The sequence below is a fragment of the Cupriavidus necator genome, assembly GCF_016127575.1.
Classification (GTDB): domain Bacteria; phylum Pseudomonadota; class Gammaproteobacteria; order Burkholderiales; family Burkholderiaceae; genus Cupriavidus; species Cupriavidus necator_D.
Genome location: NZ_CP066019.1, coordinates 17415 through 39274, shown reverse-complemented (window position 1 = coordinate 39274; position 21860 = coordinate 17415). Strand labels below are relative to the sequence as shown.

Below are 21860 nucleotides of genomic sequence, written 5' to 3'. Positions count from 1 at the left end.
CGGTGCCTCCGGCAGCGGTCGCCACGGACTATAGTAGGAGCACAAGGATAACCGTCGGCGCATCCGCACCTGAGGAGCTACCATGGCCCTGGCTAGCACGCTTGCAAGCTGCCTGAGCAGCAAGAACACCCAGTACGACATCATCCGCCACCCTTATACCCTCAGCAGCATGGCCACTGCCGAGGCAGCGCATGTTCCCGGGGACCGGCTGGCCAAGACGCTGTTGCTGGAGGATGACCGCGGCTATGTGGCTGCCGTGATTCCTTCAAGCCACCATCTGCACATGGCCGCCATCTGCGAACAGACCGGGCGCAACCTGGTGCTGGCGCATGAGGACGAGATCCGCGAGATCTTCAAGGATTGCGACCTCGGCGCGATCCCGCCGGTGGCGATGGCCTACGGCATGCAGACCTATGTGGACGACAGCCTGATGGCGCAGCCCGACGTGTATTTCGAAGGCGGCGACCACCAGGAACTGGTGCACATGAGCGGCGAGCAGTTCTCGAAGTTGATGTCGGACGCTGGGCATGGGCAGTTTTCGCGCCGCATGATGTAAGCGGCGCCTTTTATTGGCCACTGGACGGCCGCCACGCGGGTTGCTAACCCGCGTGGCGGCCGTTTTGCTGCTGGCGGGCGGGTGAGCGAGGGAGACGCTTCAGCCTTCAGGCAACGCCGGCACGCTGTCGTCCTTCAGGTCCACGCCCGAGCGGCCCAAAGCCGCCGCGCCGCGCAGCAGGAAGGCCAGCCGGTCGGCGGCCTGCGCATACGGCAGGCCTTCGGGGCGCACGTTGGAGATGCAGTTGCGCTCGGCATCGGTGCGGCCCGTGCGCGGCGCATGGGTCAGGTAGATGCCAAGGCTGTCGGGCGAACTCAGGCCCGGCCGTTCGCCGATCAGCATCACCACCTGGCGCGCGCCCAGCAGCTCGCCGATCTCGTCGCCCAACGCCACGCGCGACTGCTCGGCCACCACCACCGGGCCGATGCGCCATGTCAGCGGCAGGCGCGGGCGGGTGGCATCGAGCAACGGCAGCGCGTGCGTCTGCGTGGCCAGCGCGGACAGACCGTCGGCAACCACGAACACCACATCGGGCGCCTCGCCAGGGCGTGCCGCGGCCAGCCGCGCGCGGCTGGCATCGTCCAGGCGCCGGCCCAGGTCTGGGCGCCGCAGGTAGTGCGCGCGGTCCGGCGCGGCGCTGTGCACGGCAAGGTTCGGCACCCCCGCCGCATCCAGCGCCGCGGTGACCGCGCCCACGTCCAGCGGCAGGTGCACCGCATCGCGCGCCTGCGCATGGGCCAGCCCGAAGGCCAGCACCGCATCGGTGGTCTGGCTGTGGCCGGTACGGCCCAGCGCTACACGCGCGCGCGTGAACTGGCGCAGGCGTTGCCAGGGATCGGCATCGGTGTTGGCAGGATCGGCGGGAGGCGGGCGTCTGGCCGTCATCGGCTGTACCTTACAGGCTGTGGGCCATCTGCAGCAGCGGCTGGCGCGCGGCGGGCTCGAGCAGCCTGCCGCTGGCATCGGCAATGCCCATGCGCTGCAGCCAGGCCTCGAACTCCGGCGCGGGGCGCAGCCCCAGCACCTCGCGCAGGTACAGCGCATCGTGGAACGAAGTGCTCTGGTAGTTGAGCATGATGTCGTCGGCGCCGGGCACGCCCATGATGAAATTGATTCCGGCCACGCCGAACAGCGTCAGCAGCGTGTCCATGTCGTCCTGGTCGGCCTCGGCATGGTTGGTGTAGCAGACGTCGCAGCCCATCGGCACCCCCATCAGCTTGCCGCAGAAGTGGTCTTCCAGACCGGCGCGGATGATCTGCTTGCCGTCGTACAGGTATTCGGGACCGATAAAGCCCACCACCGTATTGACCAGCAGCGGCGCGAACGCGCGCGCCACCGCGTAGGCGCGCGCCTCCATGGTCTGCTGGTCGACGCCGTGGTGCGCATTGGCCGACAGCGCGCTGCCCTGCCCGGTCTCGAAGTACATCAGGTTGTCGCCAACGGTGCCGCGCGCCAGCGCCTGCGCGGCGTCGTGCGCCTCGGCCAGCAGCGCCAGGCTGATGCCGAAGGCCGCATTGGCGCGCTCGCTGCCGGCCACCGACTGGAACACCAGATCCACCGGCGCGCCCTGCCCGATCGCGCGCAGGGTATTGGTGACGTGGGTCAGCACGCAGGATTGCGTGGGGATGTCGAAGCGGCTGCGCAGCTCGTCGATCATGCGCAGCAGCGAGACAATGGCGCCCAGGTTGTCCGAAGCCGGGTTGACGCCGATGGTGGCATCGCCGCAGCCATAGAGCAGCCCGTCGATGATCGACGCGGCAATGCCCTTGGGATCGTCGGTCGGGTGGTTGGGCTGCAGCCGCACCGAGAGCCGGCCCGGCAGCCCCACCGTGCTGCGAAAGCGCGTCACCACCTGGCACTTGCGCGCCACCGCCACCAGGTCCTGGTTGCGCATCAGCTTGCTGACCGCGGCGGCCATCTCCGGGGTGATGCCCGGCGCCACCCGCGCCAGCATGGCGCTGTCGGTTTCATGCAGCAGCAGCCAGTTGCGCAGGTCGCCCACGGTAGTGGCGCCGATGGCGGCAAAGGCCGCGCCATCGTGCCGGTCCAGGATCAGGCGCGTGACCTCGTCGTCCTCGTACGGCACCAGCGCCTCGGTCAGGAACTGCTTGAGCGGCACCTCGGCCAGCGCCAGCCGCGCGGCCATCCGCTCCTGCTCGCTGGCCGCGGCAACGCCCGCCAGCGCGTCGCCGGAACGCGCCGGGCTGGCCCGGGCCAGTAGCGTGCGCAGGTCGGCAAAGACGTGGCGGTGGGTACCGATGGTGTGGGTGTAGGCCATGCGTTCCGTTCCTGGACTCTGGAGAAAACGATGACAGCGGTGCGCCGGGCGCCTTGCCGGGCGCGATTCCCCCTAATATAGACAGCCTTTGCGTGTGCCGTGATGCCAACATCGCCTCAGCGCACACGGCCTGACTCAGGAACAACATCTGGATCGGCGAGAATCCAGAATAAATTTTGAGCAAATTGCATGCCGGAGACCCCGATGAAAGACCCAGACCCGACCGCCACCCCGCGCCTGCTGCCGGCCGCGTGGTACAGCGTCGGCACCGTCGCCTACCTGCTGACCGCCCTGGCGCTGTGGACCGTGCTCCACGCCAACCTGGTGGCGGCATTGCTGTCCGGCCTGCTGCTGTACTCGCTGGTGGACGTGCTGGCGCCGCGCCTGCAGCGCCTGCACCAGCGCCACGACGCCCTGGCCGTGGCCATCCTGTCGGCGCTGATCCTGCTGGGGCTGACGCTGGCGGGCTGGCTGCTGGTGCGCTTTGTCAGTGGCGAAGGCAATACCCTGGACGGGCTGCTCAACCATGTGGCCGACATCATCGACCGCTCGCGCGGGCAGATGCCGCCGTGGCTTAGCGATGCGCTGCCCAAGGGCGTGGACGAGCTGGCCAACACGCTGATCGAGACGCTGCGCGAGCATGCCGCGATGGCGCAGAAGCTGGGCGCCGAGGTGCTGCGCACGCTGGTGCATATCCTGATCGGGCTGGTGATCGGCGCGATGGTGGCGCTGTACCGCGCGGTGGTTCGGCCCAATCGCCGGCCGCTGGCCGCGGCGCTGGTGGCGCGCGCACGCACGCTGCAGCAGGCGTTCTCGCAGTTCATCTTCGCGCAGATCCAGATCTCCACCATCAACACCGTGCTGACGGCGATCTACCTGCTGCTGATGCTGCCGCTCTTTGGTGTGCACCTGCCGCTGACCAAGACGCTGGTGGTGATCACCTTCGTTGCCGGGCTGCTGCCGGTGCTGGGCAACCTGATTTCCAATACGGCCATCGTGGTGGCCTCGCTGTCGGTGTCGCTGCCGATCGCGGTGGCGTCGCTGGTGTTCCTGGTGGTGATCCACAAGCTGGAGTACTTCCTGAACGCGCGCATCATCGGTGCGCGCATCCAGGCCGCGGCGTGGGAACTGCTGATGGTGATGCTGCTGATGGAAACGCTGTTCGGCATCCCGGGCGTGATCGCCGGACCTATCTTCTATGCCTACCTGAAGCGGGAGCTGGCCGGCGCCGGACTGATCTGAGTGCCGCAGCCGGCTCGCCGCGGCGGTGGTAGGACCAATGCCTGCTCAGGCGCCGTCCTGCTCCACCCGGCTGCGCACGAAGTCGATATGGGTCTGCATGGCGGTGCGCGCCTCTTCCGGGCGGCGCGCGCAAATCGCATCGCACAGCGTGCGATGCTGCAGCAGCAACAGGTCTGACGCGCCGTCGTCCTGTTCGCGCAGGCCGGTGCCATTGATGGTGATGTGCTCGCGCAGCATGCCGATCACGCTGGTATGCAGGTGCAGGAACATGGTGTTGTGCGAGGCCTGGGCAATGGCGTCGTGCAGCTGCGCATCGGCATCGGCCTCTGCCTGCTTGTCGTCGGCGGCGCGCGCGCGTTCCAGCTCGGCCATCAGGGCGCGGATCCGCTTCACGTCAGCGGCATCCGCGCGCAGCGCCGCAAAATACGCGGTCGCGCCCTCCAGCACGCGGCGGAACTCCAGGATGTCGTCGCGCAGCGCGGGGTGGTCGGCCACCAGCTGGCCCCAGGGCGAGGCAATGCCGGCGCGCAGCTGGTCGGTGGCGTAGACCCCGGCACCGCGCCGGCTCTGCAGCAGGCCGCGCGCGGCCAGGCGCTGGATCGCCTCGCGCACGGTGTTGCGCGCCACCTCGTATTGCCCGGCCAGCACCCGCTCGGCCGGCAGCCGCGTGCCGGGCGGCCAGGTGCCGTCGAGCAGCGCGGTCTCGATCCGGCGCATGACCGACTCCACGCGTCCGCGGGTGCGCCCGTGCCTTGCTGCCGCTGCCGTCATGCCGTGTGTCCTCGCTCCTGAGCTTGCGCGCGTCGTCGGGCAGATTGGTCCAACCAATTTGTACCGCCGCGCGGAAGCGGGAATTATGCGCCGAAACGTGCGACCCCAGCACGTCCGGAGCGAGACATGAAGGATCGTCAGTACCCCACCGGCCCTGCCCCCACGCAGGCCTACCTGTTTGCCACCTGCCTGGTCGACATGTTCGTGCCGCAGGCCGGCCTCGACGCCGTGCGGTTGCTTGAACGCGAAGGGCTCACCGTGCACTTCCCGCGCGGCCAGAGTTGCTGCGGCCAGCCCGCCTACAGCAGCGGCAACCCCGACGCGGCCCGTGCGGTGGCGCGCGCCCAACTCGACCTGTTCAGCCAGCCCTGGCCGGTGATCGTGCCATCGGGCTCATGCGCGGGCATGATGCGCCACCACTGGCCGCAGCTCTTTGCCGACGATCCGGTGGCCGGCCCCAAGGCACTGGAACTGGCCGGACGCATCTATGAACTGGGCGAATTCCTGCTGCATGTGCTGAAGGTGGACTTTGGCGATGCCGCAGCGGCGGGCCAGGCGCAGGAGCGCATCGTGCTGCATACCTCGTGCGGCGCCCGTCGAGAAATGGGTACGCGCCAGCACGGCGTGGCCCTGGTCGACGCGCTGCCGGGCGTGACCCGCGTGGAGCATGAACGCGAATCAGAATGCTGCGGCTTCGGCGGCACCTTCTCGCTCAAGCATCCCGATATCTCCGGCGCCATGGTGCGCGACAAGGTGGCCTCGGCCTGCGCCACCGGCTGCGACCGGCTGGTCTCGGCCGACTGCGGCTGCCTGCTCAATATCGGCCATACCGCGACGCATGACCGCGCCCCGCTGCAGGTGGAGCACCTGGCCACCTTCCTGTGGCGCCGTAGCGGAGGTGCCGCATGAGCACGCCCGGCGCCCGCGAACGCATGCTCGGCCGGCTGCGCGCCGCCGCGCCTGCACCGTCCCCAGGCACCGCGGAACTCGACCGCCGCATCGACGGCCATTTCGAGGCACGCCGCCATGGCACGCCAGCCGTTGGCGAACTGGCCGGCGCGATGCAGGCGGCACTGCAAGGGCTGCATGCCGAAGTCTGGTGCGCCAGCGAAGCGGCCTGGCCGGCATTGCTGGCCACTGAGCTGGCCAATGCCGGGGTGAAGCGCCTGCTGCTTGATCCCGCCAGCCAGGCCGGTGCCGCACTGGCGGCCGCCTTGCCGGCCCACATCGAAGCCATCGGCTACGACCGCCCGATCGAAGCGTGGAAGGCGGAGCTGTTCGACACCATCGATGCCGGCTTCACCGTGGCGCGCTCCGGCATTGCCGCCACCGGCACGCTGGTGGTCGCGCCCGATGCGGGCTCGCCACGCACGGTGTCGCTGGTGCCGCCGCTGCATGTCGCGCTGGTGCGCGCCTCGACGCTGCACGCCGACCTGCATATGGCCGTGCGCACCGAGCGCTGGTCCGACGGCATGCCGGCCAACCTGGTGCTGATCTCCGGCCCCTCCAAGACCTCCGACATCCAGCAGACGCTGGCCTACGGCGCGCATGGTCCGCGCCGGCTGTGGGTCGTGATCGAGACCGACACTGCGGAGGCCGGGCAATGAGCCAGCACGCACTGAATTTTGTTCCGCCGCAGGACTTCAAGGCACGCGCCCGCGAAGCGCTGGACGATCCCAAGCTGCGCCAGAGTTTCCGCGGCGCGATGGACTTCCTGCAGGGCAAGCGCCTGGCGCAGTTCCCCGACGCGGATGAGCTGGAACGCTTGCGCGACCTGGGCGAGGCGGTGCGCCAGCACGCGCTGGCCAACCTGCCGGACCTGCTGGTGCAGCTGGAGGCAAAGCTCACCGCCGCCGGCGTGCAGGTGCACTGGGCCGAGAACGCCGACGAAGCCAACGCGATCATCCACCGCATCGCGGCATCGAAGCAGGCGCAGCGCGTGATCAAGGGCAAGTCGATGGCCAGCGAGGAGATCGAGCTGAACCATTACCTGGCCGAGCGCGGCGTGGACTGCATCGAGTCGGACATGGGCGAGTACATCGTCCAGCTGGCCGGCGAAAAGCCCTCGCATATCGTGATGCCGGCGATCCACAAGACCAAGGGCGATATCGCGCAGCTGTTCCAGGCGCATATCCCCGACACGCCCTATACCGAGGATGTCGACGCGCTGATCCAGACCGGCCGCCGTGCGCTGCGCCAGGCCTTTGTCGAAGCGGATATCGGCTTGTCCGGCGTGAACTTCGCAGCCGCGGACACCGGCACGCTGTGGCTGGTGGAGAACGAAGGCAACGGCCGGCTTTCCACCACCGTGCCCGACGTGCATATCGCCATCATGGGCATGGAGAAGGTCGTGGCCCGGCTGGAGCATATCGTGCCGCTGTCCACGCTGCTGACGCGCTCGGCCACCGGGCAGGCCATCACCACCTACTTCAACCTGATCTCCGGGCCGCGCCGCGCCGGCGAGCGCGACGGCCCGCGCGAGGTCCACCTGGTGCTGCTCGACAACGGCCGCACCCAGGCCTATGCCGACACGCAGCTGCGCGCCACGCTGCAATGCATCCGCTGCGGCGCATGCATGAACCACTGCCCGGTCTACACGCGCATCGGCGGCCACGCCTACGGCACGACCTATCCCGGCCCCATCGGCAAGATCATCTCGCCGCACCTGCTGGGGCTGGACGCCACCGCCGACCTGGCCACCGCCTCGAGCCTGTGCGGCGCCTGCGGCGAAGTTTGCCCGGTGCGCATTCCGATTCCGCAATTGCTGGTGCGCCTGCGCACCGAGGCCAACCGTGATCCCGCAGAGCAGGTCGTCAACCCGCTGCGCGGCCAAGGCGCCAAGTACAGCCGCGGCGAGCACCTGGTGTGGCGTTTCTGGAGCGGCGCGTATTCGCACCCGGCGACGTACCGGCTGTTCCGCTGGGCCGCCACGCGGCTGCGCGCGCTGACGCCGTCGAAGCAGATGGGATGGACGCAGCACCGCACGCCGCTGAAGCCGGCGGCGAAGAGCCTGGCGGACTTGCTGAAGGAGAAGGGGCAGCCGGAGTAATCCGTCATCACGGGCGCGAGCGGTTCCGCTCGCGGCTGTGTTCATCAACAAAACAAAGATTTCCCGAAACACCACCGAAGCAGGAGACTAAACCGTGCAACCCTGGACCCAACTCTATACACCGCTGGGCAGCCTGTGGCTGTCGTCGCTGGCGGCAGCCATTCCCATACTGTTCTTCTTCATTGCGCTGGCCGTCTGGCGCATGAAGGGCCATGTCGCCGCGGCCGTGACGCTGCTATTGGCGCTGGCCGTGGCGATCTTCGCCTACGGCATGCCTGCGCAGCAGGCGCTGGCCTCGGCCGGCTTCGGCTTTGCCTATGGGCTGTGGCCGATTGCATGGATCATCGTGACCGCGGTGTTCCTCTACAAGATCGTGGTCAAGACCGGCCAGTTCGACGTGATCCGCGCCTCGGTGCTGTCGATTACCGACGACCAGCGCCTGCAGATGCTGCTGATCGGCTTTGCCTTCGGCGCCTTTCTGGAAGGCGCGGCGGGCTTCGGCGCGCCGGTGGCGATCACCGCGGCGCTGCTGGTGGGCCTGGGCTTCAACCCGCTGTATGCGGCGGGCCTGTGCCTGATCGCCAATACCGCGCCGGTGGCGTTCGGCGCGATGGGCATCCCCATCATCGTGGCCGGTCAGGTCACGGGCATCGATCCCTTCCATATCGGCGCCATGGCCGGCCGCCAGCTGCCGCTGCTGTCGCTGCTGGTGCCGTTCTGGCTGGTGTTCATGATGGACGGCGCCAAGGGCGTGCGCGAGACGTGGCCGGCGGCGCTGGTGTGCGGCGGCAGCTTTGCCGTGACGCAGTACTTCACCTCCAACCATATCGGGCCCGAACTGCCGGACATCACTTCGGCACTGGTCAGCCTGGTGTCGCTGGCCGCGTTCCTGAAGGTATGGCAGCCGCGCAGCGCGTCGCAGCGTGCCGGCGGCAATGTCAGCGGCGGCACCGTCGCGCTGGCTGGCTTCGGCGGCGGCTTCGGCGGTGCGATGTCCAGCCGCAAGGCTTCGCCCTACACCCTGGCGCAGACGCTGCGCGCGTGGGCGCCGTTCGGCATCCTGACCGCCATCGTCACGGTGTGGAGCCTGCAGCCGTTCAAGGCGCTGTTCGCGGCCAATGGCGCGCTGGCGGGAACGGTGCTGAAGTTCAAGATCCCCGGGCTGGACCAGATGGTGATCAAGGCCGCGCCGATCGTGGCCACGCCCAAGGCCTATGACGCGGTGCTGAAGCTCGACCTGCTCTCCGCCGTCGGCACCGCCATCCTGCTGACCGCTCTGATCTCGGCGGTGCTGCTGCGCATGAAGCCGCGCACGCTGCTGGCCACCTTTGCCGAGACCCTGGTGGAACTGGCGCGCCCGGTGCTGTCGATCGGCCTGGTGCTGGCATTCGCCTTTGTCGCCAACTACTCCGGCATGTCGTCGACACTGGCGCTGCTGCTGGCCGGCACCGGCGCGGCCTTCCCGTTCTTCTCGCCGTTCCTGGGCTGGCTGGGGGTGTTCCTGACCGGTTCGGACACTTCGTCCAATGCGCTGTTCTGCGCGCTGCAGAACACCACGGCGCATCAGATCGGCGTGTCGGACACGCTGCTGGTCGCCGCCAACACCACCGGCGGCGTCACGGCCAAGATGATCTCGCCGCAATCGATCGCCGTGGCCTGCGCGGCGACCGGGCTGGTGGGCAAGGAGTCGGAGCTGTTCCGCTTCACGGTCAAGCACAGCCTGCTGTTTGCCGTGATCATCGGCATCATGACGGTGGTGCAGGCTTACCTGTTGCCGGGGATGATCCCGGGGTGATGAGCTAGCCGGAATCAATGAAGAAAGGCGGCCATATGGCCGCCTTTTCGTTTGCCGCGCGGCAACGTCGCGTCTAATCCAGGAACTCGTCCCCTTCGGTGAGCGGCGCATACCGGTACGTCGCCGGCGTCCGGCTCAGCTTGACCGGCGCACCCAGCCCTTTGTAGCCGCCCTCCATCTCCACCACCATCTCGCGGTGCTGCGTATGCGGATGCTGCAAGGCGTCGGCCACGGACAGCACCGGCGCGCAGGGCACGCCCGCGGCCACCAGCTCGTCGGCCAGCACCTTGCCATCGAACTCGCACAGCCTGGCTTCCAGTTCCGCCTTCAGCGCCACGCGGTTCACCGAGCGCGCGCCCGCCGTGGCATAGCGCTCGTCATCGGCCAGTGCAGGCAGCCGCAGGTGCTCGCACAGGATGCGGAACTGCCGGTCGTTGCCCACCGCCAGGAAGATCGGGTCGGTGGCGGTCGCCACCGTGTCGTACGGGTAGATGTTGGGATGCGCATTGCCGGTGCGCTGCGGCGTCTTGCCGCTCATGAACCAGTTGGCCGCATGCGGATGCAGCAGCGACAGGCCGGAGTCATAGAGCGCGGCCTCGACGAACTGGCCGCGCCCGCTGCGCGCGCGCTCCTGCAGTGCCAGCAGCACGCCGATCACGGCGTTCAGGCCGGTCACCATGTCCACCACCGGCAAACCCACGCGCAGCGGATCGCCATCGGCCTCGCCGTTGATGCTCATGATGCCGGACATGGCCTGGATGGCGGCGTCGTAGCCGGGCAGGCCGCCCAGCGGGCCATCCGCGCCGAAGCCGGACACGCGGCAATGGACCAGCCGCGGGAAGCGCGCGGACAGCGTGTCGTAGCCCAGCCCCCACTTCTCCATGGTGCCGGTCTTGAAGTTCTCGACCAGCACGTCGGCCTCGGCCAGCAGCGCAAGCAGGACTTCACGATCCGCCTCGGCGGTCAGGTCCAGCCGCATCACGCGCTTGTTGCGGTTCAGGCCGAAGTAGTAAGAGGCCACGCCGTCCTTGAACGGCGGCCCCCAGGTGCGGGTGTCGTCGCCCTGCGGCGGTTCGATCTTGAGCACGTCGGCGCCGTGGTCGCCCAGGATCTGGCCGCAGTACGGGCCGCCCAGGATGCGCGACAGGTCGACCACGCGGATGCCGGCGAGCGCGCCGGGGCTGGTTTGGGTCATGGCTGGTTTTCCTGTGCGGTTCAGTCAAGCTGGGCGCCGGACTTCTGCACCACGGCGCGCCACTTGCCGACCTCGGCCTTGACGAAGCCGCCAAGCTGCTCGGGCGTGGTCGACGGCGCGAACTCCAGGCCCTGCGCCTGCAGGGTCTTGCGCACCTCGGGCTGCTTGAGCGCATCGGCAAAGGCACGGTTGAGCTTGCCGATCACTTCGGGCGGCGTGCCGGCGGGCGCGACCACGCCGAAGAACACCGATACATCGAAACCTGGCACGCCCTGCTCGGCCACGGTCGGCACATCCGGCAGCGCCTGCGAGCGCGCCTTGGTGGTGACGCCCAGTGCGCGCACCTTGCCGCTCTTGATGAAGGGCATCGCGGTCAGCACATCGGTGAAGGTCATGCTGACCTGCCCGCCCAGCAGGTCGTTCAGCGCGGGACCGGTGCCCTTGTACGGGATGTGCTGGAAATCGGTGCCGGTGACGTTGTTGAACAGCACCCCCGCCAGGTGCGACGAGGCGCCGTTGCCGGACGAGGCATAGGTCAGCTTGCCCGGGTGCGCCTTGCCATAGGCGATCAGCTCCGCGACGTTCTTCGCCGGCACGGACGGGTTGACCACCAGTACATTGGGCAGCTGGCCGATCTGGATCACCGGCGCGAAGCTCTTGACCGGGTCGTAGTTGATCTTGCGGTACAGGCTGACGTTGATCGCCAGCGGCGCCGAGGTGCCGAACATCAGCGTGTAGCCGTCGGGCTCGGCGCGCGCCACCACCTCGGCACCGATGTTGCCGCCGGCGCCGGCGCGGTTTTCCACCACCACCGGCTGGCCAAGGCTGGTCTTGAGCGCAGCGGCAAGCGTGCGCGCCATGGCATCGGTGGGGCCACCCGGCGGGTAGGTGACGACCATCATGATCGGCTTGGACGGAAAGTCCTTCTGCGCGAAGGCGGGGGCGATAAAGAGCGAGCAGGCGGCGATGGCCGCTACGCGGTGCCAGAGTTTCATGGCGTTGTCTCCTGGGTATAGGACGTCTCCCGCCTCGGGGCAGGATGGTTTTGCGGGGGATTGGTGCCGGACGTGGATCCGGTCAGAACACGTTGACCTGGTCGACCGCGCCGGCGGCACGCACGGTGCCGTCAACCGGCGCGACGGTCTCGGCCAGCCATTCGGGCTCGGCCTGCGCGGCCAGCGGGTCCTGCGGCAGCACGCGATGGCGCAGCACCAGCTGCGCCAGCCGCATGCGGCGCACCGAGCCGATGCGCCCGGCCTCCCAGGCCATCGCCACCGCGCTGGTGACGTGGTACAGCGCCGAGGCCGCCTGGCGCGCCAGCAGTTCGCCGTCGGCGCCGGCCTCAGCGGCTTGCGCGGCCAGATTCGCAGCGGCGGCGATGGCGCGTTCGAACACGGCACGCGCCGCCGCATGCATCGGCGTATCGGCCAGCAGGCCAGCCAGGTGTGCCTGCAGCACCGGCAGCGCGCCTTCGCGGCGGACCGCGCGCAGCACGTCGAGCGCAACGATATTGCTGGTGCCCTCCCAGATCGAGCCAAGGTGGGCGTCGCGCACCAGGCGCGGATCACTCCATTCCTCGATATAGCCGCAGCCGCCGCGGATCTCCATGGCGTCGCCGGTGACCTTGCGCGCATCGCGGCAGGCGCGGAACTTGATCAGCGGCGTCAGGATGCGCATCAGCGGGTAGGCGTCGGCCTCGCCGGCATCTGCGCGGCGCAGCGCTTCGGCGGTCTGGAACACCATGGTGCGCGCCTGCTCGGTGGGCAGGGTCAGCTTGAGCAGCTGGCGGCGCATCAGCGGCATGTCCTGCAGGCGCTTGCCGAACGCCTGGCGCTCGCGTGCGATGAACAGGCCCTCGGTCAGCGCGCGGCGCATCAGGCCGGCGGCGCGCACGCCGTTGGACAGGCGCGAGTTGTTGATCATGTCGGCCATCTGCACGAAGCCGCGGCCGGGTTCGCCGACCAGCCAGGCATGCGCGCCTTCCAGCCGGATCTCGCCGCTGGCCATCGAGCGCGTGCCCAGCTTGTCCTTCAGGCGGATGATGCGGTAGTGGTTGTCGCTGCCATCGGCCAGCTTGCGCGGCAGCAGGAACAGCGACACGCCCTTGTGGCCCGGCACGGCGTTGCCGGCCTCATCCTCCACGCGCGCCAGCACCATCGCCAGCGCGGCATCGGGGTTGGAGCAGAACCACTTGTCGCCCAGCAGGCGCCAGCCGCCCTCGGCCGAAGCGTCGCGCACCGCGCGGGTGGCAGTGGCGGCGACGTCGGAGCCGGCGCCCTGCTCGGTCATGAACATCGCGCCCTGGTACAGATCATCGAACACCTGGGTGGTCAGGTTGGGCAGGTAGCGCCCGACCAGCGCCGGGTCGCCGAACTTGCGCAGCGTGCGCGTCAGCGAATCGGTCATCGAGAGCGGGCAGCACAGGCCGAACTCGGCCTGCACAAACAGATATGTGAGTGCGTACTTAGCCGCTGGCGGCATGGGCTTGTCCCAGCCCAGCACCCCGCCGCGATGCGACGCCGCCGCCAGGCCGAATTCGGCAAAGGCCACGCGCTCCATCTCCACATAGGCCGGATGCTTGTCGATGCGCTGCGCATCCACGCCCGCGCGGGTACGGTAGGTGAGTTCGGGGGGATGGCGGTCGGCCACGCCGGCCAGTTCGTCGAGCACGCCGCCGGCCAGCGCACCCATGCGCTCCAGGTGCGGCAGCAGGTGGTTGAACAGGTCGGGCGGCAGGTAGAGCGGCAGCAGCGCGCGCAGGTCGGGGTCGGCGGCAAACAGGCTGCCGCCCTGGCGGTCCGGTACCGGGTGGGCAGCGGCCGATGCGGCGCAAGGGGCTTGAAGTGTGGTGTCGCGCACGGCGCTGGATGGCATGGCGGGTCTCCTGGGATTGGACGGTGCCGGCTTGCGGCCCCTTTGACCTCCATTATTGAAACCCCAAGGATTCGCGTCTAATTCTAAAATTGGCTTGATCAATATAAATTCTGTATCGCCATGGAATTCCGCCACCTGCGTTACTTCCTCGTGCTGGCCGAGGAACTGCACTTCGGGCGTGCCGCGCGCCGGCTTGCCATTTCCCAGCCGCCGCTGTCGCTCAATATCCAGCAGCTGGAGGCCTCGGTCGGGGCGCGGCTGTTCGACCGCGACAGCCGCGGCGTGCGGCTGACCGCGGCCGGACGGGCCTTCCGCGAATCGGCCACGGCGCTGCTGGCGCAGGCTGAGGCGGCGCGGGTGCTGGCACGCGAGATCGAGGCGGGCGCGATCGGGCGGCTGCGGGTGGGCTTTGTCGGCTCGATGCTGTATCGCGGCTTGCCACAGACGCTGCGCGCGTTCCAGGCGGCCTATCCCGGCATCCAGGTGGCGCTGACCGAGCTCAACTCGCAGGAGCAGATCGACGCGCTGCTGCACGACGAGCTCGACGTCGCCTTTATCCACACCGGCCGCGTGCCGGACACGCTGCAGGCTACGCTGGTGCACAGCGAGCCCTTTGTCTGCTGCCTGCCGGCCGACCATGCGCTGGCCGCGCTGCCGGAGTTGCCGCTGGCGGCATTGCGCGGCAAGCCGTTCGTGCTGTTCTCGCGCAAGGCCTCGCCGGACTACTACAGCCGCATCTTCGACATGTGCGCGGCGCAGGGCTTCTACCCGCAGATCCGGCATGAAGTCCGGCACTGGCTGTCGGTGGTGTCGCTGGTGTCGCAGGGAATGGGCGTGGCGGTGGTGCCGGCGGCGCTGGCGCGCTCCGGCATGGCCGGGGCCGCGTTCCGGCCACTGGCCGACGCGTCGGTACGCTCGGAGGTCTACTGCGCGTGGAAGACGGCGCCGGACCATCCGGCGCGCGACCATTTCGTCGGCATGGTGCGGGAGATGACAGCCGCCGCCCACGGCAGCCCCAAAGAAAAAGCCACCGGTCCATAGACCGATGGCTTGTGAAGTACGCGTGGAACGGGGTGTTCAGCGTGCTTGAAGCTTAACCCTGCCCGCTTACGGCATCCAATAACACAAATGCAGTAATTGATTGGCGCTGCATGAGGCTGGTTGCATTCGGCTTCGCAAAGCCGAACTGTACTGCATCAGGCTGAATTCATGCGCAGCCTTCTACACTTCTACCAGCGCCCTGCGGCACCGGTTGCGCGTGACGCCAGGCCCGGGAAACGTTGCCAAGGCCGCCCGCTCCCCCCAGCCACCCATACCCCGAACGGTTATCATTTGCCTCCTGCGGCGCAATGACGGCGGCAGCAGGCCGGCGTGCCCGCCCTTTGAGGGGCAACGCCATGCCTCAATTACGATACAATGAAAACGATTTTCATTTACACACCCCGGCGTGGTCGCGCTGACCGCTTGGCGGCAGACCGCGCCACGGACTGGAAGCATGATGCGGTTGTCTGAACTTCCACGGCGCACGCCCGCCGTTGTGCAATCGGTGGACGACGCCACCCCGGGAGACCCGGTCGCGCGCCGCCTGCGCGAACTGGGCTTCGTCCCCGGTGAAGCCGTACAGATCATCGCCTACGGCCCCTTCGGCATGGACCCGCTGGTGGCACAGGTAGGCTTCACCCGCTTTGCGCTGCGCCGCTCGGAAGCGGCACGCATCGGCGTAGCGGTCGCCAGCGCCTCGGTCACCAGCATCGCCCCCGCCACGCAGGGCGGCGACCAGACCGCCAAACCGTCCGCAAAACGGACTGCCTGAGCCTTCCCCCGGATTATGTCTGCAGCTCCTTCCACTTCCGCCCTGCGCATTGCGCTGGTCGGCAATCCCAATTGCGGCAAGACCGCACTGTTCAACCGCCTGACCGGCAGCCGCCAGAAGGTGGCCAACTATGCGGGCGTGACCGTCGAGCGCAAGGAAGGCTACTTCGTGTCGCCGGCCGGGCGCCAGGTGCGCATCCTGGACCTGCCGGGCGCCTACAGCCTGCACGCGGCCAGCCTCGATGAAGCCATCACGCGCGATGTCTGCCTGGGCAGGCGTGCCGGCGAGCAGCGCCCGGACCTGCTGGTGTCGGTGGTCGATGCGACCAACCTGCGCCTGCACCTGCGCTTCGTGCTGGAACTGCGCCGCCTGGGCCTGCCCATGGTGGTCGTGCTCAATATGAGCGACGCCGCCGCGCGGCGCGGCATCCAGATCGATCGCGACAAGCTGTCGGCCGCGCTGGGCGTGCCGGTGGTCAGCACCGTGGCGGTGAAGCGCGACGGCGCCGCGACACTGGTCAGCCTGCTTGACGACACCCTGCCGCCGGCCCCGCCGGTCACGCCGGAACCCGCCAACGACATTGACGTGCATGCCGAGGTCAACCGCCTGCTGGCGGCCGCGGTCAGCATGCCGGCGCGCACCGCCGCGCTGGATGACCGCCTCGACCGCATCGTGCTGCATCCGGTGATCGGCCTGCTGCTGCTGGCGCTGCTGCTGTTCCTGATGTTCCAGGCGGTGTTCTCGTGGGCCGAGCCGTTGATGGACGGCATCGAGGGCGGTGTGCACTGGGTCGGCGAGATGCTGGGCGCCTACCTGCCCGACGGCATGCTCAAGAGCCTGCTGGTCGACGGCCTGGTCGCAGGCCTGGGCAGCGTGGTGGTGTTCCTGCCGCAGATCCTGATCCTGTTTCTGTTCATCCTGACGCTGGAGGAATCCGGCTACCTGCCGCGCGCGGCCTTCCTGCTGGACCGCCTGATGATGGGCGCGGGGCTGTCGGGGCGCTCGTTTATCCCGTTGCTGTCCAGCTTTGCCTGCGCCATCCCCGGCATCATGGCCACGCGCACCATCCAGGACCCGCGCGACCGGCTCACCACCATCCTGGTGGCGCCGCTGATGACCTGCTCGGCACGGCTGCCGGTGTATGCGCTGCTGATCGGCGCCTTCATCCCCGAGCGCACCGTGATGGGCCTGTTCAACCTGCAGGGGCTGGTGCTGTTCGCGCTGTACGTGGCCGGCATCGTCAGCGCGCTGGTGGTGGCCTACGCGCTCAAGTTCTTCCGCCGCGACCGCACCGACCATCCGCTGCTGATGGAGCTGCCGTCGTACCGCATCCCCAATCCGCGCGATGTGGCCATCGGCCTGTGGGAGCGTGCCCGCATCTTCCTGTCGCGGGTGGGCAAGGTGATCCTGGCGCTGACGGTGCTGCTGTGGTTCCTGTCGACCTTCCCGTCCGCGCCCGTGGGCGCGACCGCGCCGGCCATCGACTACAGCTTTGCCGGCATGATCGGCCATGCGCTGCAGAAGGTGTTCGCACCGGTGGGCTTCAACTGGCAGATCTGCATTGCGCTGGTGCCGGGCCTGGCCGCGCGCGAAGTGGCCGTGGGCGCGCTGGCTACCGTCTATGCGCTGTCGGGCAGCGAAGAGACCGTGGCCACGCAGCTGGCGCCGATGATCGCCGCGCAATGGTCGCTGGCCACCGCGCTGTCGCTGCTGGCCTGGTACGTGTTCGCACCGCAGTGCATCTCCACGCTGGCAGTGATCCGGCGCGAGACCGACTCGTGGAAGGTGATGGCGCTGTCGGCGGCCTACCTGACCGGGCTGGCCTACCTGGCGGCCTTCGTGACCTACCGCGTCGCGCTGATGTTCAGCTGAGGCACCGCGCCGCCATGACCCTCTACCACGCCATCGAAACGCTGCTGGTCCCGCTGATCGTGCTGGCATGCGCGGTGTCGGTGATCGCGCGCTACGCGCCGCGCACGCGCGAGCGCGTCAAGGCGGCGCTGGCCGCGCGCCTGGGCGGCGGCGCCGCCACCGGCTGGCGTGCCCGGCTGGTGCGCTGGCTGGCCCCGAAAGCCGCAGCGGGCTGCGCCAGCGGCTGCGACGACGGCGGCTGCAATACCTGCGGATCCAACACCGCCGGCACCACCTCCGGCACGCAGGACAAGCCTGCCGAACAGGTGATTCGCTTCGTGCCCAAGCGCTGAACGGCGCGATTTCCTCCTCCACAGATCCACGCAGAAACGGGTACGCCCGCTGCTTCCGCCCGGCGCGGAGGCAGCGCTTTGCGCTCGCCTGCAGGCTGTCCAGCGGCGATAAAACGTGCCTGGAAGGGCTGGCACTTTCGCACGCAGAAACGGGTACGCTTTGCGCACTGGCTTGCCTGGTGCGCATATAGGGGACGTCCCGCAAAGGCAGGCTCAGCCTTGTCCCGACGCCTATGCTGGCCTGCCCCGGCAGCACCTGAAACGCTTGGCGCCGGTCACGCAGAAACGGGTACGCTTTGCCGGCAGCCTGCAATTTGCCCACAAAGCGAAACGCCCTCCGGATGGAGGGCGTTTCGCCAGGCGCGGGAACCTGCTGCTTACTTGACCGTACCGTAGAAGACCAGCTTCAGCGGCGTATTGTCGGCGACGGCATTACAGGTCACGGTAAGAGTGAAGTCGCCCTGCGCTGTGCCAGTGACGTTCTTCTGATGATCCGCGACGCCAGGCGACAACTCCACCGGGCCGGTGCTGGTCCACGCCCAGTTGATGCACGCGGTGTACTGCGCATCGTCGCCAAGGTGCTTCATGCGCGCGGTCACCGGGATACTCATCGGTGGCATCAGCAGCAGCGTCATCGGATCCTGGTTGTCGCCAACCAGCGCCCAGACCGGGTTCTCGGTCACCGTCAGCGTGGCGCTGCGGCGTTCGCCGAGCCTGGTGCTGACAGCCGTCACCGTCAGGCTGCTCTGGACCGGACCCTTGTCGTTGGCCAGGCTGGTGCTGACCGTGGCGTCATGCGTACCCGCCGCGTCCGATGCGGACAGCGTGGCCGAGGTCGCCGTGTAGGTCCAGGCGCCGTCGAACTCCGCGGTCACGTCCTGGCCATCGTGGCGCAGCACACGCGAGGTGAAGGTTTCCGGACGGTTGCTGAAGACCTGCAGCGCATTCACCTCGCGGCCGCCCTTAATCGTCACCACGCGATAGGCGGCGGCGCCGTTCGTCTGCACTGTCACCGCGATCAGCCCGGCAATGGCATGCCCGTCCGGTGCTGTCACCGATACCGAGACACTGGCCGTGGCCACGGCAGTGGGTGAGCTGTTGCTCGCCTTCAGCGTGGCGCTGTTCTGGCTGGCAGTGACCTGGACCGCGGAGCCGCTGCTGGACCATGCCCAGCTGTTGACGCTGGCGGACACATCGGCGCCGTTGCTGTCGACCAGCGATACCTTGACCGGCAGCTCCTGCCCGTCGCTCATCGACAGGCTGCTGTTCGGGATCGCCAGGCTGTAGCTCAGCGCCGAGGCCGGCACCACGGTGATGGTGGCGGATTGCGCGGGCAGCTGCACCGTGGTGTTGTCGGCGCCCTTGACGCTCGCCACCACCTGGACGGTGGTCGTCCCGGTTGCAATGCCCTTGACCACGGCGCTGCCCGGCGTGGTGGCACTCGGCTCCACGGTGGCAATGCCGCTGTCGGTACTGGTCCAGTTGAAGGTGGTGTTGCCGGAGACGTCGATGCCGTTGCTGTCCACTGCCAGCGCGCTGATGGTGATCGTGCGGCCGACGCCGACCTCGCCCGAGGTCACGCTCATCTTCACCGTATAGGTCAGCGGCGTGGAACCGCCTGCGTTTGGCGTGGCGGGCGTGCTCGAACCACCGCCGCCACCGCACGCTGCCAGCAGCATGGTCATGGCAGCGCCCGCCAGCCAGGATGCCCACGTTCTCAGTCTCATGATGTTCCCCCCCAGTCATGTGTTTTTTCCCGCGCTACCAGCCTAGGCACAAAGGTGCCAGCGCAATACCGGCCAGAGGACTGAGGCGCAGCGCACAGAGCATGCGCGTGATTCATCCTTTCAGCGCAGCGGCACCGCCATTCGGGCGAGGCAAACATGACCGGCAGGATCCCGGCCGCAACCTGGCCCCAGCCGTTTGGCGCAACCCGCGCATGGCAGTCGCCCGATCGGGCCACGTTCGCACCCGGCGCTCCCCCACGCTTGACCGGGGCCGGCCTTGTCGACTAACCTTTGCCAGTCATCCGGCTCCTGCCGGATGCGCACCAACCACGAGCGGCCCCGGCCCTCCTCCTCCAGGCACGATGAACCGTTACACCAGCACACTCAGCCAGGCTGCCGATGCGTCCCGCATCGCTGCCCGCGCGCGCGTGCTGGCTGCCCTGGCATCGGGCCGCGCCCTGCGCGCTTCCTCGCTACTGCTAAGCCTATCGACCGGTTGCCGGGCCTAGTGCCCCGTGGCAGTTCGGCAGCCTTTCGCCACCGTTTCTTCCGTTTTTCCTTTACTTCCCTTAGCGAGGAAGGAGACCCCGTATGCTCAGCAATCCCGCCACCAAGTACCACCCCGCCGCCACCGTCGACATCCCTGACCGCACCTGGCCCGCCCGCACCATCACGCGCGCACCGCGCTGGATGAGCACCGACCTGCGCGACGGCAACCAGGCCCTGATCGAGCCGATGAACCCGGCGCGCAAGCTGCGCTTCTTCGAGCAGCTGGTGAAAATCGGCCTGAAGGAAATCGAAGTGGCGTTCCCCGCCGCCTCGCAGACCGATTTCGACTTCGTGCGCATGCTGATCGAGGAGCAGCGCATCCCCGAAGACGTCAACATCGTGGTGCTGACGCAATCGCGCGAAGACCTGATCCGCCGCACCGTCGAGTCCGTGCGCGGCGCAGCGCGGGCCACGGTGCACCTGTACAACCCGATCGCGCCAGCCTGGCGGCGCATCGTCTTCAATGCCTCGCGTGAAGAGATCAAGGAGGTCGCGGTCTCGGGCACGCGCCTGATCAGGTCGCTGACCGATGCCATGCCTGGCACGGCATGGGCCTATGAATATTCGCCCGAGACTTTCAGCCTGGCCGAGCTCGACTTCTCGCTGGAAGTCAGCGACGCCGTCTCTGCCGCCTGGCAGGCCGGCCCGGACCGGCCAATGATCCTGAACCTGCCGACCACGGTCGAATGCAGCACGCCCAACGTGTTCGCCGACCAGGTCGAATGGATGCACCGCCGCCTGGCACGGCGCGAACACATCGCGCTGTCAGTGCACCCGCACAACGACCGCGGCACCGCGGTGGCCGCCGCGGAGCTGGCGCTGATGGCGGGCGCGGACCGCGTCGAAGGCTGCCTGTTCGGCAACGGCGAGCGCACCGGCAATGTCGACCTGGTGACGCTGGCGCTCAACCTCTATACGCAGGGCGTGGCACCCGGGCTGGACTTCTCCGATATCGACGCAGTGCGCCAGTGCGTTGAGCACTGCAACCAGCTGCCGGTGCATCCGCGCCACCCGTATGTGGGCGACCTGGTATTCACCGCGTTCTCGGGCTCGCACCAGGATGCGATCCGCAAGGGCTTTGCACAGCAGCAGCCGGACGGCATCTGGGAAGTGCCCTACCTGCCGATCGACCCGGCCGACCTGGGCCGCAGCTATGACGCGGTGATCCGCGTCAACAGCCAGTCCGGCAAGGGCGGCATGGCCTACCTGCTGGAGCAGGTGCATGGCATCTACATGCCGCGCCGCCTGCAGATCGAATTCAGCCGCGCGGTGCAGGCCATGACCGACGACACCGGGCTCGAGGCGAGTGCCGATGATCTTCATGGTTTGTTCCAGCGCGAGTACCTCGCGCAGCAGACACCGCTGCGCTATGTATCGCACCAGCTGGTATCTGACAGCGGCGGCGCCACGGAGATCGAAGTGCAGATGGTGCGCGACGGCAAGCCGTGCAGCGTGCGCGGCACCGGCAACGGGCCCATCGATGCCTTCGTCAATGCGCTGGACTTGCCGGTACGCGTGATGGATTACCACGAGCATGCGATGAGCGCCGGCGCGGATGCACGCGCGGCCTGCTACGTGGAAGTGCGCGTGGGCGATTCGCCGACAGGGTTCGGCGCCGGCATCGACGCCAACCTGGTCACGGCATCGCTGCGCGCGGTGATCTCGGGCGTGAACCGGCACCTGCAGGCCGGCTTTGGCGCGGCGCAGGCCCCGCAGTCCGCCGAGGCCGCCGACGCCTGACACCGCAAGCCGCCGCAAGAAAACCGGTGTGCCCCGCCCCCACGGGGCACACCCGGAAAGACGCCCT

At 68.4% G+C, this 21860-nt stretch carries 18 protein-coding genes; 11 read left to right on the top strand and 7 right to left on the bottom strand.

The annotated features are described in order from the left end of the window. The first annotated feature begins 82 nt into the window (after nt 1-82). Nucleotides 83-556: an aminoacyl-tRNA deacylase gene (locus I6H87_RS19205; protein WP_010814055.1), complete on the top strand. Its 474-nt coding sequence runs from the start codon at nt 83-85 to the stop codon at nt 554-556. Between the two features lie 99 nt (nt 557-655). On the opposite strand, the gene eutC is transcribed toward I6H87_RS19205, so the two are convergent. Then, on the bottom strand, nt 656-1441 hold the full coding sequence (gene eutC, locus I6H87_RS19200; RefSeq protein ID WP_010814056.1) for an ethanolamine ammonia-lyase subunit EutC: 786 nt from the start codon (nt 1439-1441) through the stop codon (nt 656-658). A gap of 10 nt (nt 1442-1451) precedes the next feature. Then, complete coding sequence (locus I6H87_RS19195) at nt 1452-2834, bottom strand: ethanolamine ammonia-lyase subunit EutB (protein WP_010814057.1); 1383 nt, start codon at nt 2832-2834, stop codon at nt 1452-1454. 204 nt (nt 2835-3038) lie between these two features. Between I6H87_RS19195 and I6H87_RS19190 the strand changes: the two genes are divergently transcribed. Beyond that, on the top strand, nt 3039-4076 hold the full coding sequence (locus tag I6H87_RS19190) for an AI-2E family transporter (protein ID WP_010814058.1): 1038 nt from the start codon (nt 3039-3041) through the stop codon (nt 4074-4076). A gap of 45 nt (nt 4077-4121) precedes the next feature. Here I6H87_RS19190 and I6H87_RS19185 read toward each other — a convergent pair whose 3' ends face one another. Then, the gene (locus I6H87_RS19185; RefSeq protein ID WP_013951801.1) at nt 4122-4847 is read right to left on the bottom strand and encodes a FadR/GntR family transcriptional regulator; all 726 of its coding nucleotides are present in this window, start codon (nt 4845-4847) and stop codon (nt 4122-4124) included. Nucleotides 4848-4973: 126 nt separating this feature from the next. Here I6H87_RS19185 and I6H87_RS19180 point away from each other — a divergent pair, with 126 nt between their 5' ends. The 4 genes from I6H87_RS19180 (at nt 4974) to I6H87_RS19165 (ending at nt 9691) form a co-directional block, all read left to right on the top strand. Beyond that, nucleotides 4974-5756, top strand: coding sequence for a (Fe-S)-binding protein (locus I6H87_RS19180; protein ID WP_011616347.1), 783 nt, complete (start codon nt 4974-4976; stop codon nt 5754-5756). Next, entirely contained in the window at nt 5753-6454 is a 702-nt protein-coding gene (locus I6H87_RS19175) for a LutC/YkgG family protein (protein ID WP_010814061.1), read from the top strand. Before I6H87_RS19180 ends, I6H87_RS19175 begins: the two co-directional genes overlap by 4 nt. Continuing rightward, on the top strand, nt 6451-7896 hold the full coding sequence (locus I6H87_RS19170) for a LutB/LldF family L-lactate oxidation iron-sulfur protein (RefSeq protein WP_010814062.1): 1446 nt from the start codon (nt 6451-6453) through the stop codon (nt 7894-7896). Before I6H87_RS19175 ends, I6H87_RS19170 begins: the two co-directional genes overlap by 4 nt. Nucleotides 7897-7990: 94 nt before the next feature. After that, nucleotides 7991-9691 (top strand): lactate permease LctP family transporter, encoded by a 1701-nt coding sequence (locus I6H87_RS19165; protein ID WP_010814063.1) that lies wholly within the window; start codon nt 7991-7993, stop codon nt 9689-9691. Between the two features lie 73 nt (nt 9692-9764). On the opposite strand, the gene I6H87_RS19160 is transcribed toward I6H87_RS19165, so the two are convergent. From I6H87_RS19160 to I6H87_RS19150, 3 genes are all read right to left on the bottom strand, one after another. Further along, on the bottom strand, nt 9765-10886 hold the full coding sequence (locus I6H87_RS19160; protein WP_011616346.1) for a CaiB/BaiF CoA transferase family protein: 1122 nt from the start codon (nt 10884-10886) through the stop codon (nt 9765-9767). 20 nt (nt 10887-10906) lie between these two features. Next, nucleotides 10907-11881, bottom strand: coding sequence for a Bug family tripartite tricarboxylate transporter substrate binding protein (locus I6H87_RS19155; RefSeq protein ID WP_010814065.1), 975 nt, complete (start codon nt 11879-11881; stop codon nt 10907-10909). An 82-nt stretch (nt 11882-11963) separates the two neighbouring features. Next, the gene (locus I6H87_RS19150) at nt 11964-13760 is read right to left on the bottom strand and encodes an acyl-CoA dehydrogenase family protein (RefSeq protein WP_011616345.1); all 1797 of its coding nucleotides are present in this window, start codon (nt 13758-13760) and stop codon (nt 11964-11966) included. A gap of 120 nt (nt 13761-13880) precedes the next feature. Here I6H87_RS19150 and I6H87_RS19145 point away from each other — a divergent pair, with 120 nt between their 5' ends. From I6H87_RS19145 to I6H87_RS19130, 4 genes are all read left to right on the top strand, one after another. Then, the gene (locus I6H87_RS19145) at nt 13881-14801 is read left to right on the top strand and encodes a LysR family transcriptional regulator (protein ID WP_010814067.1); all 921 of its coding nucleotides are present in this window, start codon (nt 13881-13883) and stop codon (nt 14799-14801) included. Nucleotides 14802-15258: 457 nt separating this feature from the next. Continuing rightward, nucleotides 15259-15573 (top strand): FeoA family protein, encoded by a 315-nt coding sequence (locus I6H87_RS19140; RefSeq protein ID WP_041687895.1) that lies wholly within the window; start codon nt 15259-15261, stop codon nt 15571-15573. Nucleotides 15574-15588: 15 nt separating this feature from the next. Then, nucleotides 15589-17445 carry a ferrous iron transport protein B gene (gene feoB / locus I6H87_RS19135; RefSeq protein ID WP_010814069.1) on the top strand — a complete coding sequence of 619 codons (1857 nt, stop codon included), beginning with the start codon at nt 15589-15591 and terminating at the stop codon, nt 17443-17445. A 14-nt stretch (nt 17446-17459) separates the two neighbouring features. After that, nucleotides 17460-17777 (top strand): DUF6587 family protein, encoded by a 318-nt coding sequence (locus I6H87_RS19130; RefSeq protein WP_010814070.1) that lies wholly within the window; start codon nt 17460-17462, stop codon nt 17775-17777. A 377-nt stretch (nt 17778-18154) separates the two neighbouring features. Here I6H87_RS19130 and I6H87_RS19125 read toward each other — a convergent pair whose 3' ends face one another. After that, nucleotides 18155-19504, bottom strand: coding sequence for a hypothetical protein (locus I6H87_RS19125; protein ID WP_063834067.1), 1350 nt, complete (start codon nt 19502-19504; stop codon nt 18155-18157). 591 nt (nt 19505-20095) lie between these two features. On the opposite strand from I6H87_RS19125, the gene leuA reads away from it, so the two are divergent. Further along, nucleotides 20096-21793: a 2-isopropylmalate synthase gene (gene leuA / locus I6H87_RS19120; protein WP_011616342.1), complete on the top strand. Its 1698-nt coding sequence runs from the start codon at nt 20096-20098 to the stop codon at nt 21791-21793. Nucleotides 21794-21860: the final 67 nt, after the last annotated feature.

What these genes read in the sequence shown, in the direction of transcription:
- I6H87_RS19185 (WP_013951801.1), bottom strand. Translation starts at nt 4,847, where the DNA reads ATGACGGCAGCGGCAGCAAGGCACGGGCGCACCCGCGGACGCGTGGAG.
- I6H87_RS19180 (WP_011616347.1), top strand. Translation starts at nt 4,974, where the DNA reads ATGAAGGATCGTCAGTACCCCACCGGCCCTGCCCCCACGCAGGCCTAC.
- leuA (WP_011616342.1), top strand. Translation starts at nt 20,096, where the DNA reads ATGCTCAGCAATCCCGCCACCAAGTACCACCCCGCCGCCACCGTCGAC.
- eutC (WP_010814056.1), bottom strand. Translation starts at nt 1,441, where the DNA reads ATGACGGCCAGACGCCCGCCTCCCGCCGATCCTGCCAACACCGATGCC.
- I6H87_RS19150 (WP_011616345.1), bottom strand. Translation starts at nt 13,760, where the DNA reads ATGCCATCCAGCGCCGTGCGCGACACCACACTTCAAGCCCCTTGCGCC.
- I6H87_RS19160 (WP_011616346.1), bottom strand. Translation starts at nt 10,886, where the DNA reads ATGACCCAAACCAGCCCCGGCGCGCTCGCCGGCATCCGCGTGGTCGAC.
- I6H87_RS19175 (WP_010814061.1), top strand. Translation starts at nt 5,753, where the DNA reads ATGAGCACGCCCGGCGCCCGCGAACGCATGCTCGGCCGGCTGCGCGCC.
- I6H87_RS19140 (WP_041687895.1), top strand. Translation starts at nt 15,259, where the DNA reads ATGCGGTTGTCTGAACTTCCACGGCGCACGCCCGCCGTTGTGCAATCG.
- I6H87_RS19190 (WP_010814058.1), top strand. Translation starts at nt 3,039, where the DNA reads ATGAAAGACCCAGACCCGACCGCCACCCCGCGCCTGCTGCCGGCCGCG.
- I6H87_RS19130 (WP_010814070.1), top strand. Translation starts at nt 17,460, where the DNA reads ATGACCCTCTACCACGCCATCGAAACGCTGCTGGTCCCGCTGATCGTG.
- I6H87_RS19145 (WP_010814067.1), top strand. Translation starts at nt 13,881, where the DNA reads ATGGAATTCCGCCACCTGCGTTACTTCCTCGTGCTGGCCGAGGAACTG.
- I6H87_RS19170 (WP_010814062.1), top strand. Translation starts at nt 6,451, where the DNA reads ATGAGCCAGCACGCACTGAATTTTGTTCCGCCGCAGGACTTCAAGGCA.
- feoB (WP_010814069.1), top strand. Translation starts at nt 15,589, where the DNA reads ATGTCTGCAGCTCCTTCCACTTCCGCCCTGCGCATTGCGCTGGTCGGC.
- I6H87_RS19125 (WP_063834067.1), bottom strand. Translation starts at nt 19,504, where the DNA reads ATGAGACTGAGAACGTGGGCATCCTGGCTGGCGGGCGCTGCCATGACC.
- I6H87_RS19205 (WP_010814055.1), top strand. Translation starts at nt 83, where the DNA reads ATGGCCCTGGCTAGCACGCTTGCAAGCTGCCTGAGCAGCAAGAACACC.
- I6H87_RS19155 (WP_010814065.1), bottom strand. Translation starts at nt 11,881, where the DNA reads ATGAAACTCTGGCACCGCGTAGCGGCCATCGCCGCCTGCTCGCTCTTT.
- I6H87_RS19195 (WP_010814057.1), bottom strand. Translation starts at nt 2,834, where the DNA reads ATGGCCTACACCCACACCATCGGTACCCACCGCCACGTCTTTGCCGAC.